Origin of the sequence: Alkalilimnicola ehrlichii, from assembly GCF_003399765.1 — a bacterium.
In the GTDB taxonomy this organism is placed as follows: domain Bacteria; phylum Pseudomonadota; class Gammaproteobacteria; order Nitrococcales; family AK92; genus AK92.
This window is the reverse complement of sequence record NZ_NFZV01000004.1, coordinates 143062-158778: the sequence shown is the minus strand read 5'-3', so window position 1 is coordinate 158778 and position 15717 is coordinate 143062. Positions and strand designations below refer to the sequence as shown.

Genomic DNA, 15717 nt, shown 5'->3' with positions numbered 1-15717 from the left:
TCCCCTATTAGCCGGCTCTGTCATACAGTGTAGCGAGGGCTTCGCCATTACGATAGGCCCGCCAGATCGGAGAGAAGCGACGTAGCCGCTCGACACCGGCCCGAACGATTTCGACCGCGTCGTCGACGTCTTGTTCCGTACTAAAACGGCCAAAACTAAAGCGCAAGCTGCTGTGAGCCAATTGATCGGGCACTCCCATAGCGCGCAATACATGGGACGGCGCGGCACTTGCCGAGGTGCAGGCCGAACCGGAGGCCACCGCCAAGCCTTGCAGCTCCGCCGCTAAAGCCTCGCCGTGCACGCCGGCAAAAGCAAGATTAATGATATGAGGAGCACAGGCATCCTCGGCACCGTTGCGAAAAACGCCGTCCAACTCGACAAGCCTGTGCCATAAGCGCTGCTTCAGCGCCGCAGTACGGCGGTTATCGGCTTCGGCTTCCTCTGCCGCCAAACGATAGGCCTCCCCCATCCCCACCACTTGATGCGTTGGGACAGTGCCTGGACGAAGCCGCCCTTCCTGATCGCCCCCATGCAGCAGCGCCTGCAACCGTACGCGCGGGCGCGCTCTGACATACAGAGCACCAACCCCCTTAGGTCCATAGAGTTTATGGGCCGACAGCGAGAGCAGATCGACCGGCCATTGCTGCATGTCTAGGGTCAGACGCCCCGCGCTTTGCACGGCATCCACATGCAACAAGCTGCCGTTAGCTTTCACGATAGGCGCTAGGCGCTCGATATCCTGAACGACGCCGGTTTCGTTATTCGCATGCATGATAGAAACCAGAACGGTGTCTTCGCGTAATGTTTTTGCAACTGCTCGACGGTGACGCGACCTTCGGCACCGGTTTCCAGAAACTCGATGTCGAAACCTTCCGCCTCCAAAGCGATACAGGCCTCCAAGACCGACTTATGCTCGGTGCGCACAGTGACGATATGCCGCCCGCGGCGCTGCTTGTAGAACCGGGCTGCGCCTTTAATCGCCAAATTATTGGATTCGGTAGCGCAGGAAGTCCAAACGATCTCGGCGGGGTCGGCCTTGATCAGGGCGGCCACATGCGCGCGCGCGCGCTCCACCAGCGCTGCTGCTTGCAGCCCCGGCTCATGCTGACTCGCAGGATTGGCAAACGCACCGGAGCGTTGCAGGCACATTGCCATTGCCTCGGCTACCCGTGGGTCAAGCGGGGTCGTCGCCGCATAGTCCAGATACACTGTATCCGACGCCATGTCCTACCCCCTGTCCGCGCCTTTCCGGGAGCCGTCACCGTTTTTCGTACCCGGCTCGATTTCGCAGCCTTCTATATCGGGCAAATCCAACTCGCTGAGATCAACGCCTAAACCTTTCATTGCCCGACACATCTCCTCCATCCGTCGATCGGTAACATGAATATGATCAAGAATGGCGTTAATGGCTTTTGCGATTGGGTCCGACATTTGCTGGGTTGCCCCATAAGCGTCGAAACCAATCCGCCGCGCAACGGCCTCGCGTTGCTCGTTTCGCTCCGCATGCCTCACGCCCGCAACTCGGGCCGGGATACCGACCATCGTCGCCGCCGGCGGCACATCTTTGACAACGACGGCATTTGAACCAATACGGCTGCCGCTACCTATATTCAGCGGACCGAGAATTTTTGCCCCGGCACCGACGACCACGTCATTGCCTAAGGTCGGATGTCGTTTACCGGCTTCCCAGGTTGTTCCCCCTAAGGTGACCCCGTGGTAGAGCGTGCAATCGTCGCCGATCTCCGCCGTCTCGCCGATAACGACCCCCATCCCGTGATCGATGAAAAAGCGCCGCCCGATCGTCGCGCCAGGATGGATTTCGATACCGGTAAACCAACGGGTCAGCAATGACAGAAAGCGCGCTAGCCACCGTAGGCGACGACGCCATAACCAATGATTCGCCCGATGCATCAATAACGCATGCAACCCCGGATAGCACGTCAGCACTTCGAAGGCGTTTCGGGCTGCCGGATCCCGCTCCATGACACAGCGGATGTCTTCTCGCAAACCTTTAAACATGAACGTCCTCAACCGTCGCGAAGAAAAGCTCGGGGTTACCGCTGAAAAGGCAACCGCTAAGCGGAGCCGATTGCGTCCGCAAAACCGGACAGGGTACCCAAGAGCTTGGGTCGAATATTTATAAGGGGGATTCAACATTCGACACAGGAGCCGTCCTCGACGCACGAGCCTTACGCACAGCGTTCTGGCGCGTCAGCCCGAAGACGGCTCCTATCTACAGAGCAGACGGTGGCGAGCAATGGCGGTTGTATAGGTCATCATGCCCTTATAATAGCCTTTTGGCGAACCTATGAGTACACCTTACTTCCAGCCCCGCTCTATATAGCTTAAAAAGCCCCGGAGGATATTAATCTCTTTCGTATCCGGCCGCGCTCGGTTGAACAAACGCCGCAGGCGCCGCATTAGAAATTCTTCGTTACGCACATCGGCAAACCCGATGTCGCGAGAAACCCGCTCCAAATGCTGATACAGACCTTCTAAGTGTTCCGCAGGCGCCGGAGCGCCCACGCCCTGCCGCAGGTTGCCACTCTCGCCAAGAGCGGCCATACGCAGCTCATAAGCCACGACCTGCACCGCTGCGGCAACGTTGAGCGAGCTGTAATCGGGGTTTGCCGGGATATGGACAAGATAATGGCAGCGATCCAACTCGTCGTTGGTAAGGCCTGAGTGTTCGCGGCCGAATAATAAAGCCACCCGATGCTGCCCTGCTTCCGCCACTGCTTTTTCGCCGCACTCTCGCATACCTAGCACCGGCGACGACAAACGCCGCGGCCGCGCGCTCAACCCTACCACCAAGCCGATATCCGCCAACGCGGCATCCAGATCCGGGTACACCTGCGCATCCGCCAACACATCGCCGGCATTCGCCGCGTTAGCCTGCGCTTGGGGGCTCGGAAACTGCTGGGGGTCGACCAGACGCAAGCGCGTCAGCCCCATGGTTTTCATCGCCCGCGCTGCGGAGCCGATATTCCCCGGGTGGGTTGTACCGACCATAACCATGCATATATTGTCTAAACTCATGTACTCGCGTATCCACTATCTCGCTTATGCATTTATGACCCGTCACGCTTTGCCGCTCGGCGGCACATGCCCGCGCGCCGCTCCGTCTTCTCAAGCCGAAGCCTACAGACGCCGCGAACGTCTTAAAATAAGGTGTGACGGGGCACCAATTTTATTGGTATCCTTGCGCCCGTCCACCAACCTGTTAAGTTGAATCCCACGCATGCATCCGATGGTAAATATCGCCGTGCGCGCCGCACGCAGCGCCGGCAACATCATGGTCCGCTATCTCGACCGGCTCGATAATATTAATATCGAGTCGAAAGGACGTAACGATTTCGTCAGCGATGTCGATCGCATGGCGGAACAGGAAATCATTCAAACGCTTCGTAAGGCCTATCCTAACCACGCCATCATCGGCGAGGAAACGGGCAGCCATGCCGGGCAGGACGACTATGAGTGGATCATCGACCCACTCGATGGCACGACCAATTACCTGCACGGCTTCCCCCAGTTTGCGATTTCGATTGCGTTGCGACACCGTAACCGCCTAGAAGCGGGCGTTATCTACGATCCGCTCCGGCAGGAACTGTTCACCGCTCACCGTGGTGGCGGCGCGCAGCTGGACGGAAGGCGAATCCGGGTGAGCGCTCGACGCGATCTTCACGGCGCCTTGATCGGCACCGGCTTCCCTTTCAAGGCGCAGCGTCATTTCGACGCCTACCTGGACATGTTCCGGGCCGTCAGCCAGCAAGCGGCCGACCTACGTCGTGCCGGCGCCGCCGCGCTCGATCTGGCCTATGTCGCAGCCGGGCGTCTGGACGGATTCTGGGAAATCGGCTTACAGCCCTGGGACATGGCTGCCGGCGCACTCCTTATCAAAGAAGCCGGCGGCATCGTCGGCGACTTTAAAGGCGGGGAAGATTACTTGCGTAGCGGCAATATTGTCTGTGGCAGCCCGAAAGTATTCAAAGGGCTATTGCAGGCAGTCAATGCCAACGCAACTCCAGAACTGCTTAAGTAAGTCCAGACGAAAACCGAGGCCGCTAGCAATCGGCCTCGGTTTTTGGGCTCGCCGCGTTTCAGCCTCAGGTTTCGACAAACTCCCCCCATTGGGGTGTAATATCTGCCCGGTCATATACGAACCATCCGCAGAAGCCAGAAAAACATAGGCCGGAGCACATTCGGCCGGTTGTCCCGCCCGTCCCATCGGGGTATTGCCGCCGAACTGTTCGACTTTGTCTTTGGGAAAGGTCGCCGGAATCAGCGGCGTCCAAATCGGCCCCGGCGCCACACCGTTAACGCGAATCCCCTTGTCTGCAACCGCTTTCGCTAACGAGCGCGTAAAAGCCACAATCGCGCCCTTCGTGGCCGAGTAGTCAATCAAGTGGCTGCTACCCCGATAGGCTGTGATCGATGTCGTGTTCACAATCGCACCTCCCCCCCCGAGATGGGGCAATGCTGCCTTGGCGAGGGCAAAATAGGCGAAAAAATTGGTTTTAAAGGTGCGTTCGACCTGCTCGAACGAGATATCGGTAAACTCGGTTTGCTCATGCTGTTCAGCCGCATTATTCACTAATACATCTAAACGACCATAATGCTTAACCGCCTGCGCAACCGCTTCGGCGCAGAATTCGGGGTCGCCGACATCTCCGGCAAGCAGTTCGCACCGACGCCCTTCGGACAACACTAACCGTTGGGTCTCCCGAGCATCCTCATGTTCGCCTAAATAAACTAATAACGAGTCGGCACCTTCGCGCGCAAAATGCAGTGCGACAGCGCGCCCGATACCGCTATCGCCGCCGGTTATCAATGCCACTTTATCTTTGAGTTTATCGCTGCCGATGTAGTCTTCCCGGATAAAGATGGGCTCGGGCCACATGTCGTGCTCTCGCCCAGGCTGCTGAGGTTGGTGCTGCGGCGGACGACGCCGTTGTTGCTCCTGATAATGCTGCATCTCACACCTCCCGTCGAAGGAGACGACCTTGCATCTCCCCTTATGCTCACTCTCTGAATCCAAGGTTGGGCCGTTGGGAGAGAAAAGCGAATCGAAACGGTAGATAGGGAAAAGCAGACAACTCAAATAATCGTACACAAGAAAGATTGGAAGATGACGATATACTGTAGAGGTAAGCGGAAAACCGACAGCTTCTTTTTCGAAAAGCGGGCTAAGCCATAGAGCACTAGCCAATTAGCGCACTCCGCAATACTGATCAACCCTGTCTAGGGGCTAGGCATGTGCAACTGTCGCCACCATATCAAGAGCCGGTGGTCAAATAACAAGTACCGATAGACGATGGTTTTGGGGGAACAATGTCTTCATTCGACCTAAGCGTCCTATTACCGCAAACCCTAGGGGCGGCGGCGGTTAGCATCGCTTTGGCTTTGGCGGCGCTATACGCTGCCCGGCATCCGGTCCATAACGCCATACTAAGCATTTGCCAGCTCCTACACCGCACGCTTCGGCTGGCGGCTAAGGCCATCGTACTTAGCGAACAACGGCTAAGCGTACGCAACCGGCAGGTTATCGTACGCAAGGCGAAAGAGCTGCGGGAGCGGAGCATCGAACGCGAGTTCTCGCGGGTGAATCGAGCGATTAGCCGCGACCTCAGCGCCTACCCAACCCTCCATCGCCGGTTATCCGAACAGATTCAACGTGTCGACGACGATTATCAACGTTCGGCCGAAGTGCCCCCAATGCCGCCGGCCTGGCTAGACGCCATTTCCGCCGTTGCACAAATCCCGGCCAACAACGATCCGGCAGTGGCGCGTATTCTTGAAGATATCCACGGCACGCTGGAAAGCACCAGCCAAGACGCACTGAACGAATACCGCGCAGCGAGCTACCGGCGCCACCGAGGGTTACGTCGCATGCTGCCATATTGGCGACGTTTGTCAAAAACCCTCGATAACGTAGAGCACACCGTCAAGTCCCTGGAGCAGCGGGCCGAAAACATCGACGCCCAGATGGATGCCTACGACAAGCTGCGTTCGGAGAACCTCGAAACCAGCCGAGCACTCACAGCGTCGGCCTTTAGCCAGTTCTTCACAACCGGCGCTATTCTCGCTATCGCCGCTCTCGCGGGTTTGGTCAACTACCACCTGCTCGCGCCTGGCATGAGCCTGCTGATGGACGGTAGCGTCGGCAACACCCCGATGGCTAATCTCACCGCCGGCTTCCTCACGCTGTTACAGGTAGGAATGGGACTGGTCATGCTGGAGAGTTTGCGGGTAACCCGCATGCTACCGCTGATCGGTGGCTTGGACGATCTGCCGCGCCATCGGCTCGTCACCGCAGCCGCAGCCATGCTGCTCGCCCTTATCGTGTGGGAGGCCAGCCTGGTGTTCAGTCAGGCCGGGCTAGTCGACGGCGAAGGACATTGGGCGGTGTCTATGGGAATGTTGGTACTAGGCACCATTTTGCCGCTGGTACTCGCCTTTGTCGCCATACCGTTAGAAGGATTTATCAACTCCGGGCGCACGGTACTCGGCGCGTTAGCGGCCACTTTGCTGCGACTGCTAGCAGCGAGTCTGCGCATCGTAGGAAACCTGATTACCGGCCTCGGCCAAGTCTTAATCCGGGTTTACGACCTGATCATCTTCCTCCCTTTGTGGCTGGAGTCGGCATTACGTCGCAACGAAAAGTCATCGGCAAGCAAACGCTCAGACGACGATTTGGCTCTAGCTGATGATGAGACGGCGCCCGCCGCAGACGAAAAGGAGCAAACAAACAGCGGCTAAAAGCAATATTGCCGCCGTAGGCGGGCTTTCCAGCCCGCCTATTGGCGGCTAACCGCTCGATTGCTGAAACAACAAAGGCTCCAGACCCGCTAGCATGTCGACAAAGTCCATAAAACTATTGGGCTTGACGATGTAGCCAATCGAGCCTAACTCAGCCGCTCGCTGTCGGTCCCGGTAGTAGTCGGAGGTACTGACCACAACGACCGGAACATCGGCTAATCGCGGTTGCCGTTTACACCATGCTAGTAAATCGTGCCCCGAGGCATCGGTTAAGTTGAGATCGAGCAGGATAAGGTCGTAGCGCCTGCGCTGCGTCTGAGCGCGGGTCAGGATCGACCTCGCCTCGGCCGCCGTTCGCGCTACCGTCAAGCGCACCCGTAAACCGCTTTCTTCAAACGCAATCCTAGTCAGCTGGACATCCCCAGGGTTGTCCTCAACCAGAAAAACGTCTGCCGTGTCTTCCTTACTCATTTCATTCCGCTAGCATAGCGCCGCCACACTGCTCACTCGGGAAACATACGACCTTGCTCATCGGCGCCGTATCGCCACGATAACCAACGCAGAACGTCTTCCCGGCGTAAGAAGCCTATTAACCGTCCGTGTTCGATAACCGGCAATTGATTAACGGCACGGCTACTCAGTAATGTCAAAGCCTCCGCTGCATCCGTATCCGGCCCCACCCCAGTCAGCCTCTCTAGCGGGGTCATAACGTCGGTGACCGATAACCGTGGCCAATCCGCACGCGATGTCCGACGAATGTCGTCCAAACACACTAAACCGCGCAAACGCCCCTTGTCGGTAATCGGAAACGCTCGCTGATCCGTATGCATGAGGTGCTCATCGATTAGGCGCTGCAAATTCGTTTCCACCGGAACTGTATGCACCTCCGTCTGCATGATCCGCGAGACTGGAACCCCCGCTAACGATTCCCGCACCACCATCTGCCGATAACTCGTCAACGCCGCGTTATTCAGAAACCATCCGATAAGGGTCAACCATAAGCCACCGACTAAACCAGTACCGAAAATAGGTACTTGTATACCTAAAATCATGGCGATACCTGCCGCAATCAGCAGCCAGGCAAACATTTGGCCAACCATCGAGGCGGCGCGAGTCGCCTGATGCAAACTTCCTGTCGCCCCCCACAACAACGCTCGGAGCACCCGGCCGCCGTCCAAGGGAAAACCCGGCACCAGGTTGAAAATGGCAAGGATGATATTGATCGGGCCTAGCCAGAGAAGAAGCGTCGCAAGAGGGCCCAGTTGAGCCAGTCCTGCTTGCGGCTGGTTGGGGTCGATCGCCGTCGCACCAAGCAGGGCTGCGGCAAATAAACAGACAAAGCCGATCGCAAAGCTCATCAGCGGACCCGCAATCGCCATCCAAAACTCGGCCCTCCAGGTTCGGGGCTCGTCCTCCATGTGCGCCATGCCACCGAATATGAACAAGGTGATACGCTTTATACTCATGCCGTATTGCCTTCCGACCAGCGCATGAGACAACTCATGTAGGAGTACAGAGCCAAGAAACAGCACTGCCGCAGCCAGTGCCGTCGCCCATGACACCAACGGCCCCCAATCCGGATGCCAAACAGGAAACAAAGCAACCGCCAAGCTAAAACTGATCAGTAAAAATATAATCAGTAAGCTCCAATCGAGCATCACCTCGATACCGGCAATACGTCCTAACCTGATTCCTCGACCCATATTTACTCCCACACCGCGCCATACCGCCCGAGGCCCCAAGCTGTTTCTATACGGATAGCAACCTTGCCCCAGGCGATGCCGCGCCAGCCTAACACCCCACCCGCTGCCAAGTCATACACCCGCGCTCCCTACGGTTCGTAAGCACCGCCACGGTGTTATGCAAGGCGTACTCGCCTTTCCGAATGCGCAGTTGTCAACCCGACCACAACGAACTACCTTTCCTGTAAGACATATCTGAAAACAAGTTCGGAGAACAGCCCTAGGCACGCTCGGCTCAGGGGTGGTCAAATAGACCCCGCCAAAACATACAGGGAGGAATTTGTATGGCGAGTAATGGACAGACAAGCGACGACAACAGCAGGGAGGGCTCCCGGGTTAAAGCGCCACTGCCAAGCCACGCAGAGGCTCTCTTATCCTATACCAACCAACTCATCGACCTATTGAGTGGAGATAACGATCAATCGAATTCTTCGCCCCCAAAAGACCGGGTAGCCCCGCCACCCCGGATAAATAATTGTCGCGCCTATCGTTAACAAACGCGCAAAAGAACGGAGTCATTGTTATACACGCTCTCGAAGGCCTCTGCTTTTCCTAAGCGCACTCCGAATACTTTGCTGTCAGAGACAACATTTCGCCGAATCATCTACCCGATGAGGCTGAAGACTGCATTGCCGCCAGAAGAGGCCTACCAAGCGGCATCCAAGCCGCTTGGCTGCAAACGTTAATCTCTTATGCCGCCGACTCCAGGCTCAGCACGCTTTGACTTTCTCTGGGGTCGGCAACCTCATGCAGATACAACGGCCGTTGCCGCAACCCCGGCACGCCGAAATCGTAACGGCGAATAGTACCTGCGTGCAAAAATGCCGCACCATCGGCGAAGCGGTTAGCCGGTTCATTCAGGGCATGAATGTGGGTCAGAATCTGACGCAACCCCAAACGCCGCGCTTGTTCATACATGGCAAACTCAAAATTAACCGCTACGCTACGCCGCTTCGCAGGACTTGTGAACTTGAACAAGTTTTCGACTCTCCCGGTTCCTGGCTCCAACGGCGGGTACATGCCTGACCAATTAGGCAAGCGAGCGATTAAGGCATTATCCTCAGGGAGTAAAAGCCATTGGATGCATACCGGCTCCCCGTTATCCAGCCAAATATAAGCTCGCCGCAACCCATGTCGCCAGAAGCGAATTCCGGAAATAAGCTGGTTATGGGCGCTATCCGGATGATTTTCAAGTTGTTCGATAATGTCGTCGGTCACCGGCGTCAATGTGACGTGGGCAGGAGCCGGGGGCACTTTATCCAGATCCGCAACGTAACGATTCCACATTTCGTACCGAACCCGCCCCGACTTCGTTGAGGCCAGGGAATCCAGACTACTCCCCAACACCCGCGCCAACCCGACACGCCAACGATAATGCCCTCGATTAGTGCACACCCAATACGATGGTTTCGGCCTCATATACGCTCCACGCCCTGGGGTTAACAAAATGGCAGACGAGGGCTGTCGCCTATAAGGCGTATAGAATCGGGTCAATCGCCGCGCCGTGCCCTTAGTCTGCGCCGAGAGCCTTATAGAGTAACGACTCACTTAAAGCTGCTGATGTCTAATAGGGGTGGGGCTGACAGATATTACGTTCAAGTAAAATAGTAATGCCGGCAGCGGCAAAGCACTGCCGGCATTAGGACGGTGGACCGGAATTACTGAGCCAGGAATTCCAATAGTTGCTCATCTTCGAGCAAACGCGTCAACACCTGGTTCAAAGCGCCATTGATAACACGCTCGCTAACCGCTGCCGAGTCTAACGGCCGCCGCTCGCCTTGACGCGCGCGATACTGGCTACGATAACGGCTGCCAGGCTTAGCCGCCTCGTTAACGGCGACGACCTCCAGCGCTGCCTCCGCCAACATATGGCGATCTTCCATGCGGCGTTCCAACGTCAGAAGCCTCACCTCAACGCCGAGGCGACCTAATTCGTTCCGTGCTTGAGGTTGAAACCCTTTTGCTTGAAAGCCTTGATCGAGCCCCGCTAATAGCGCCTGGGCCACGTCATCCTCGGTAAAGATAATAGCGTCACTGTCGTCAGCCTCCCGCGGAGTTCCGAAATCGGCACGCTCGCGCATGTCCCGGACCACAAGCCCGACGCTTCGCCCCTGGCCCACGCTACTTGCAGAGACCTCCGGCTCGGGCTGAATTGAGATTTGATGCGATTGGGTAGCACAAGCGCCCAACAGGCTGGCAACGCAAAGAACAGCAAACAAACGCAAAGCAATAGGCATACATAAGCTCCATCACGGTGGGCTGCCACGCCAGCAGCATTTTAGCTCGCCGGCGGCAGCCGTTTATGGGACAACACCGTGATGGTATACCAGAAGAAGCGCCTAAAGCGCGTCGTTTCAACCGCCCATGTCGCTACTGCCACTGCCCCCGCAGCAGGGGCTTGACCGGATGGCGAGATTTAACCATACGCAAATCTCTAACAATATCCGCCGTCTGCAATTGCTCGGACGCGGTCTCCAAATCCGCTTCCTGCTCGGCACGGGCACCAATATGAGCGCCTATCAGAACGATCTCCGCACCTTCATAATTCAACATTTCCGGAACCGCTGCGGCAAACCGCCGGCCTGCGAACTGCGCCTTAACCACTTTGGGAAAATCAGCCTCCTTGTCACGCCCTCGACCGCTACGGCTACGCTCAGGATTCTTAACGGAGATAACAAAGCTGGCATCCGGCGCTAAGTTAAATGCCTGCTGAGGCTCCCCGGGCTTTTCCGGCAGTTCTAAGGCATACACAAATCGCGTCTCGCGATCGCTGCCTACCAAGGCATAAACGCCCTCCGCCGCCGGCCGCGCGGCTGGCTGCTGACGCCTGCCGCGGGTTTTCGTCTGGTAATGGCTTTCTCGCAAAGCTTGCTCGATGGCTACCGGCGAGTCGGATACCTGCTCCACAAATCCCCAGTTACGTTCATGTTGACCGACATCCGGTAAGCGCTTACGGCCGATTGTCAACAAGCGATATAGGCGGCGCCCTTGGGGTTTCATGACCACATGAAAGCGCTCGACATCGTCAAGGCCGTGTACTTCGTCGTGCTCGACTTTCGGTTGATACAAGAAATACACGTTCCCTTGCTCTAGCACCTCCGTACCGCGGTTTTTCCGTGCCATAGCGGACCTCCATGTCAGCCTTCATCAGGCAACTTATGCTACCGTCTCCAACCAATGAAAAATCTCCGGCCATAGCGTGCGATGCGCATTTGGCCCCACCAGCACACCGACATGCTGTAAGAGCACGCCACGATCGCCAGTATATTTCAGCATTTTCTTACTATGGCTAGAGATGGCCTCCTGCAACGGGCGAACCGCCTGTTCGGGAACAACCCGGCTGCGTGGATCCACTACCGTCAACAGCGGTGCGGTAATCGTCTGCGGAGAAGCAAGCTTGCCATCCAAATAAAGCTTACCGGTCATGAAAGCATTATCGCGGTATAAACGCTCGACGGTTTCTTCAAACAGCCGACGTGTCAGCGGCGTTTCGTCAAGCGTCCAGCGCTGCACTCGGCGATAACGACGCAAAGCCTCGGCATCGCCCGCACATTGCAAACGGTCATACCATCGCTCGAAAACAAAGGCCCCAGGCGCCGAAGCGATGCTCGCGATATTCAGCAACGAGCCCGGTACAGTCGCGATATCTCCTGCCCAGTCGCCGACATGGGGCGCACGGGCCAGAGCCTGGCTGAACGCCCCGCCGGCAAAATTCACTGGCGCCTCCAACAACGCCAAGGCATCCAGCGCCTGCGGTTGCACACTCGCGAATAAGGCCGCCAATGTTCCTCCCAGAGAGTGACCGGCAAGAAATACCCGCTTTGGCGCGCAATCTTTATCGATAGCGGCTCGACAAGCCATCAAGAGACGGTCGCCGTAGACGGCTAAACCGTCATCGCGAGCAGCTGAACCTGGGGCCTGCCAATCGATTAAATAGGTGCGAAACCCCGCGGCTAATGCATGCTGAACAACGCTCACCTCCGGTTCCAAATCCCAGATATAGGACTTCTTAATCGGGGCCGGAATGAGTAACAGCGCCTTATCGTTAGTCTCCGCCGGAGGCGGATCGTAAGCGTGTAATCGCAACAACGGCTCCTCATACACAATTCGCGCCGTACTCCGCTGCGGACCCAGCCCGGCCAGCTCATACCATTCGCCCCACCAGCGTCGCTGTCGGTCCACCCGCTCAAGTAAACCGAGATTCATCAATGGCTTTCCTCGCGCCGTTGTCTAGGAATACGGTTGGTTTCCGCTCGGCGTAAAGCCTCTAGCTCGTCAAGCAGTTCGAGCGCCAATGCAACGCCTGGCAAGTTCACACCTAAGTCTTCCCCCAACCGAACCGCGACTTGTACGCGGCGCAAATGCTCGCCATGAAAATGCCACTCCTCCGGCCCCGCGCCTTCGGGAGCGACAACACCTTCATCGACCAAGGAAACAACGTACTCAGCGCTCACATCGCAGCACTGACACACTTCGCCTAAACTAAAGTGCACCGTCTCATTCAAGACGACACCCGAGAGCGTTAATTGTCGCGATGCCATGTTACACCCCCAAATTAGAACGCGGGTTCATAGGCAGCTCGTCGGCCATACGCTCATACAACGCTTTCGCCGCCGGCGAATCCGCCTGCGGTGTCACCATGCGCAATTCGATAAATTGGTCGCCTGACGGCTGCCCCGGTAAGCCCCTCCCCTTCAGACGCAGTTTCCGCCCTGTTTGGGAGTTCGGTGGAATACGAAGATCGACTTTTCCGCCCAGGGTTGGCACGGTCACCGTTGCTCCCAACGCTGCCTCCCAGGGCGTTACCGGTAAATCCAGATAAACGTCGCGGCCATCGACGCGGAAATACGGATGGGGCCGAAACGCGACTTCCAGATATAGATCGCCCGCAGGCGCACCTCCGATACCCGGGCTGCCTTGTCCGGCCAAACGAATACGCTGCCCCGCTTTAATGCCGGCCGGGATGCGAACGTTCAAGGTGCGCGGTCTGACAACAGGTTGCCCGCTAGCATCCAGCTCGGTGGATTTCAAGGTGATACTGCGACTTGCGCCGTTGAAAGCATCCTCTAAATCGACGCTGATCCGCACCACCTGATCTTCGCCCTTCATTGCAAACCCACCGCCACGCCGCCGGCGATGCCCACCGCCAAACAACGTTTCGAAGAAATCGCTAAAGTCGCCGGTTTGCGTATAGTCGCCTCCGGCAAAGTCGAAATCCTGCTCCCAGTTGGGTGGCGGGCGGAAATCCTGACCGGCTTTCCAATCACTCCCAAACCGATCGTAAGCCTTGCGCTTTTCCGGATCCTTAAGCACCTCGTAAGCCTCGCCAAGCGCCTTAAAGCGCTGCTCGGCATCCGGCTCCTTGCTGACGTCAGGGTGGTATTTCCGGGCCAAACGACGGTAGGCCCGTTTGATCTCGTCCTGGGAGGCGTCCCGCGGCACCCCAAGCGTCTGGTAATAATCCTTGAACTCCATGCTCGACACCTGCTCAGCATCTACTGCGTGATCCGCTGTCAACCGGTTGCGGTAGCTAAAATGCGGGCTCCTGCAAGCGAGCCGAAAAGCGCTGGAAAAGGCGTGGCTACGGCGCGCAAAACGCCTTTGTAGAAATGGCGCCGGCTTACCGGATCGGCAAGCCGGCCGGGGCAAATCAAACCCTGCGCCCCCTTCTGGCGGGCCTCAGATCCCACAGAACTCCCGCAATAAATCAGTGTTTTCTTAAGGCTCGCTGGCAAGCCCGACGAACAGGCAAACCTAAGCCCGAAAAAGTACTAGTTGGCGGTCCGGGTCACGAAAGGAAAAACTTCGGTGTAGCCCATGATATCGGTGATAAGTAACACTAAGAAGACGATCAGCGCCGCACCGATAATACCGTTACCGCCCGCCGGCAACGCTTCTAACTGCGCCACCAGCAGGTCAACTTCCTCAGCGGTTAGCGCCTGCACCCGTTCCGCAGCAAATGCCGGATCAACGCCCATTTTCTCCAACTGTTCGCGAACGTCTTCCCGCGCCAACAAGTCTTCCAGCTTCGCCCTCTGTTCGACTTGCCGCTCGGCAGCCAACACCTCGCCGGTACCGATCAAGGAGGCCTGCGCGCCGGATACTAAAATTGTGGCCGCCAGCAAAAACGCTACCATCAGTACGGTCGAATTCTTCAGATACACGGTAAGCCTCCTAATCGACGAAACTCCTAAGCAACGTAAGTTACTCATAAAAACGGATACAAGCATAGTCGGCCAATACGCGCCGCACAGCGGCAGGCATGATGCGGTCGTCGCCTATAGCTCAACGGGCTTTAATTCGTATCCGGCCTGCCGGAGCAGCGCAATCAGGCCGGATTCGCCAGGCAGATGCCCTGCTCCGACGACGACGAACAGGCTGTCGTTTGCTTCCAACAACTGCTCGATTCTCTGTGTCATTCGCTTATTGCGCTCGGTGATTAGGCGTTGTTCCAGGTCGGCGAATTCCGGCGGAAAGCTATCGTTGAGCAAGGTCTGCAATCCTTCCAGATCGCCCTCGCGCCATGTGCGGCCTAGCTCCGCCACAAACTCCTCGCCGTTTTCTTCCAACTGATCAAGCGTTTGCTGCAAAAAGACCTGTTCCGTCTCCGAATCCAGCTCCGCCAAGATACCTAGCTGCTCTTCCACCGTTTCCAGCTCAATAACCGGCTTCGTATCGCGTGCAGCCATTAAAAAGTGGTAATCGATCCCGTGGTCCATCGTAAAGCCGACCTGCTCAAAGAAAGCGGTACTTAAGGTCAGGCTCGCAAGCCAAGGCCGGTATCGGTTCATCACCGACAGTGGTAGGCCAAGCTCTTCCGATACGGCAACTACTCGGCGCCATGTATCTTGGTCGAGGCTCTCCTCAAGGCTTTCCCCGGGCGGGAACATCCCCCACTGCTGCAATAGGGTGAACATCTCGGCAGGATCGACCTGGCTGATATCGACCTCAACGACCAAGGCATTAGCGCCCTGAAACGCTTGCGTAATCTCGCCTGGCAACGGATGGAACCCGGCAGGGGCGACATGGATAGAGCCCAGTAAATAGGAATCCTGACCGCCAGGACCGACGATCCGCCAAAACACCCCGTCTTCGGCCAAAACGCGACAGGGCAGACTGAGCAGCAATAGAAGAAACAACAACCACAAGCCGCTGCCGCGAATACCTCGAGTTTGCATACCTATTTCCCTCGCGTTCGAGCATTATAAAATTTTTG

At 57.0% G+C, this 15717-nt stretch carries 15 protein-coding genes and 1 pseudogene; 2 read left to right on the top strand and 14 right to left on the bottom strand.

The annotated features are described in order from the left end of the window. Positions 1-7: 7 nt before the first annotated feature. The 3 genes and pseudogenes from CAI21_RS05740 to CAI21_RS05730 form a co-directional block, all read right to left on the bottom strand. Positions 8-1224 (bottom strand): annotated as a pseudogene (locus CAI21_RS05740) (aminotransferase class V-fold PLP-dependent enzyme). A 3-nt stretch (positions 1225-1227) separates the two neighbouring features. Beyond that, complete coding sequence (gene cysE, locus CAI21_RS05735; RefSeq protein ID WP_116301406.1) at positions 1228-2019, bottom strand: serine O-acetyltransferase; 792 nt, start codon at positions 2017-2019, stop codon at positions 1228-1230. 300 nt (positions 2020-2319) lie between these two features. Continuing rightward, positions 2320-3039: an RNA methyltransferase gene (locus CAI21_RS05730; protein WP_116301405.1), complete on the bottom strand. Its 720-nt coding sequence runs from the start codon at positions 3037-3039 to the stop codon at positions 2320-2322. Between the two features lie 202 nt (positions 3040-3241). Here CAI21_RS05730 and suhB point away from each other — a divergent pair, with 202 nt between their 5' ends. Then, a complete protein-coding gene (suhB, locus tag CAI21_RS05725; RefSeq protein WP_116301404.1) occupies positions 3242-4042 on the top strand; it encodes an inositol-1-monophosphatase in 801 nt (266 codons plus the stop codon). Here the strand turns inward: suhB and CAI21_RS05720 are convergent. After that, positions 3995-4975 (bottom strand): SDR family oxidoreductase, encoded by a 981-nt coding sequence (locus CAI21_RS05720; protein ID WP_116301403.1) that lies wholly within the window; start codon positions 4973-4975, stop codon positions 3995-3997. The genes suhB and CAI21_RS05720 overlap by 48 nt on opposite strands. A gap of 356 nt (positions 4976-5331) precedes the next feature. Between CAI21_RS05720 and CAI21_RS05715 the strand changes: the two genes are divergently transcribed. After that, positions 5332-6759 carry a hypothetical protein gene (locus CAI21_RS05715; protein ID WP_116301402.1) on the top strand — a complete coding sequence of 476 codons (1428 nt, stop codon included), beginning with the start codon at positions 5332-5334 and terminating at the stop codon, positions 6757-6759. A 48-nt stretch (positions 6760-6807) separates the two neighbouring features. Here the strand turns inward: CAI21_RS05715 and CAI21_RS05710 are convergent, their stop codons facing one another. From CAI21_RS05710 to CAI21_RS05665, 10 genes are all read right to left on the bottom strand, one after another. Further along, positions 6808-7230, bottom strand: a complete 423-nt coding sequence (locus CAI21_RS05710) for a response regulator (RefSeq protein ID WP_116301401.1) — start codon at positions 7228-7230, stop codon at positions 6808-6810. 32 nt (positions 7231-7262) lie between these two features. Continuing rightward, on the bottom strand, positions 7263-8462 hold the full coding sequence (locus CAI21_RS05705; protein ID WP_116301400.1) for a site-2 protease family protein: 1200 nt from the start codon (positions 8460-8462) through the stop codon (positions 7263-7265). Positions 8463-9191: 729 nt separating this feature from the next. Beyond that, positions 9192-9920 (bottom strand): hypothetical protein, encoded by a 729-nt coding sequence (locus tag CAI21_RS05700; protein ID WP_147305036.1) that lies wholly within the window; start codon positions 9918-9920, stop codon positions 9192-9194. A gap of 239 nt (positions 9921-10159) precedes the next feature. Beyond that, the gene (locus CAI21_RS05695) at positions 10160-10738 is read right to left on the bottom strand and encodes a YajG family lipoprotein (protein WP_116301398.1); all 579 of its coding nucleotides are present in this window, start codon (positions 10736-10738) and stop codon (positions 10160-10162) included. Positions 10739-10871: 133 nt separating this feature from the next. Continuing rightward, on the bottom strand, positions 10872-11624 hold the full coding sequence (locus CAI21_RS05690) for a hypothetical protein (protein ID WP_116301397.1): 753 nt from the start codon (positions 11622-11624) through the stop codon (positions 10872-10874). 33 nt (positions 11625-11657) lie between these two features. Beyond that, positions 11658-12707: an alpha/beta fold hydrolase gene (locus CAI21_RS05685; RefSeq protein ID WP_116301396.1), complete on the bottom strand. Its 1050-nt coding sequence runs from the start codon at positions 12705-12707 to the stop codon at positions 11658-11660. Beyond that, positions 12707-13042 carry a chaperone modulator CbpM gene (locus tag CAI21_RS05680; RefSeq protein ID WP_116301395.1) on the bottom strand — a complete coding sequence of 112 codons (336 nt, stop codon included), beginning with the start codon at positions 13040-13042 and terminating at the stop codon, positions 12707-12709. The genes CAI21_RS05685 and CAI21_RS05680 overlap by 1 nt, the downstream gene beginning before the upstream one ends. A 1-nt stretch (position 13043) precedes the next feature. After that, a complete protein-coding gene (locus CAI21_RS05675; RefSeq protein ID WP_116301394.1) occupies positions 13044-13976 on the bottom strand; it encodes a DnaJ C-terminal domain-containing protein in 933 nt (310 codons plus the stop codon). Positions 13977-14272: 296 nt separating this feature from the next. After that, positions 14273-14665 (bottom strand): PA2779 family protein, encoded by a 393-nt coding sequence (locus CAI21_RS05670; protein ID WP_258868015.1) that lies wholly within the window; start codon positions 14663-14665, stop codon positions 14273-14275. A 114-nt stretch (positions 14666-14779) separates the two neighbouring features. Further along, the gene (locus tag CAI21_RS05665; protein ID WP_116301393.1) at positions 14780-15679 is read right to left on the bottom strand and encodes a TraB/GumN family protein; all 900 of its coding nucleotides are present in this window, start codon (positions 15677-15679) and stop codon (positions 14780-14782) included. Positions 15680-15717: the final 38 nt, after the last annotated feature.

What these genes read in the sequence shown, in the direction of transcription:
- CAI21_RS05695 (WP_116301398.1), bottom strand. Translation starts at nt 10,738, where the DNA reads ATGCCTATTGCTTTGCGTTTGTTTGCTGTTCTTTGCGTTGCCAGCCTG.
- CAI21_RS05705 (WP_116301400.1), bottom strand. Translation starts at nt 8,462, where the DNA reads ATGGGTCGAGGAATCAGGTTAGGACGTATTGCCGGTATCGAGGTGATG.
- CAI21_RS05685 (WP_116301396.1), bottom strand. Translation starts at nt 12,707, where the DNA reads ATGAATCTCGGTTTACTTGAGCGGGTGGACCGACAGCGACGCTGGTGG.
- cysE (WP_116301406.1), bottom strand. Translation starts at nt 2,019, where the DNA reads ATGTTTAAAGGTTTGCGAGAAGACATCCGCTGTGTCATGGAGCGGGAT.
- CAI21_RS05680 (WP_116301395.1), bottom strand. Translation starts at nt 13,042, where the DNA reads ATGGCATCGCGACAATTAACGCTCTCGGGTGTCGTCTTGAATGAGACG.
- suhB (WP_116301404.1), top strand. Translation starts at nt 3,242, where the DNA reads ATGCATCCGATGGTAAATATCGCCGTGCGCGCCGCACGCAGCGCCGGC.
- CAI21_RS05715 (WP_116301402.1), top strand. Translation starts at nt 5,332, where the DNA reads ATGTCTTCATTCGACCTAAGCGTCCTATTACCGCAAACCCTAGGGGCG.
- CAI21_RS05700 (WP_147305036.1), bottom strand. Translation starts at nt 9,920, where the DNA reads ATGAGGCCGAAACCATCGTATTGGGTGTGCACTAATCGAGGGCATTAT.
- CAI21_RS05690 (WP_116301397.1), bottom strand. Translation starts at nt 11,624, where the DNA reads ATGGCACGGAAAAACCGCGGTACGGAGGTGCTAGAGCAAGGGAACGTG.
- CAI21_RS05675 (WP_116301394.1), bottom strand. Translation starts at nt 13,976, where the DNA reads ATGGAGTTCAAGGATTATTACCAGACGCTTGGGGTGCCGCGGGACGCC.
- CAI21_RS05665 (WP_116301393.1), bottom strand. Translation starts at nt 15,679, where the DNA reads ATGCAAACTCGAGGTATTCGCGGCAGCGGCTTGTGGTTGTTGTTTCTT.
- CAI21_RS05710 (WP_116301401.1), bottom strand. Translation starts at nt 7,230, where the DNA reads ATGAGTAAGGAAGACACGGCAGACGTTTTTCTGGTTGAGGACAACCCT.
- CAI21_RS05720 (WP_116301403.1), bottom strand. Translation starts at nt 4,975, where the DNA reads ATGCAGCATTATCAGGAGCAACAACGGCGTCGTCCGCCGCAGCACCAA.
- CAI21_RS05730 (WP_116301405.1), bottom strand. Translation starts at nt 3,039, where the DNA reads ATGAGTTTAGACAATATATGCATGGTTATGGTCGGTACAACCCACCCG.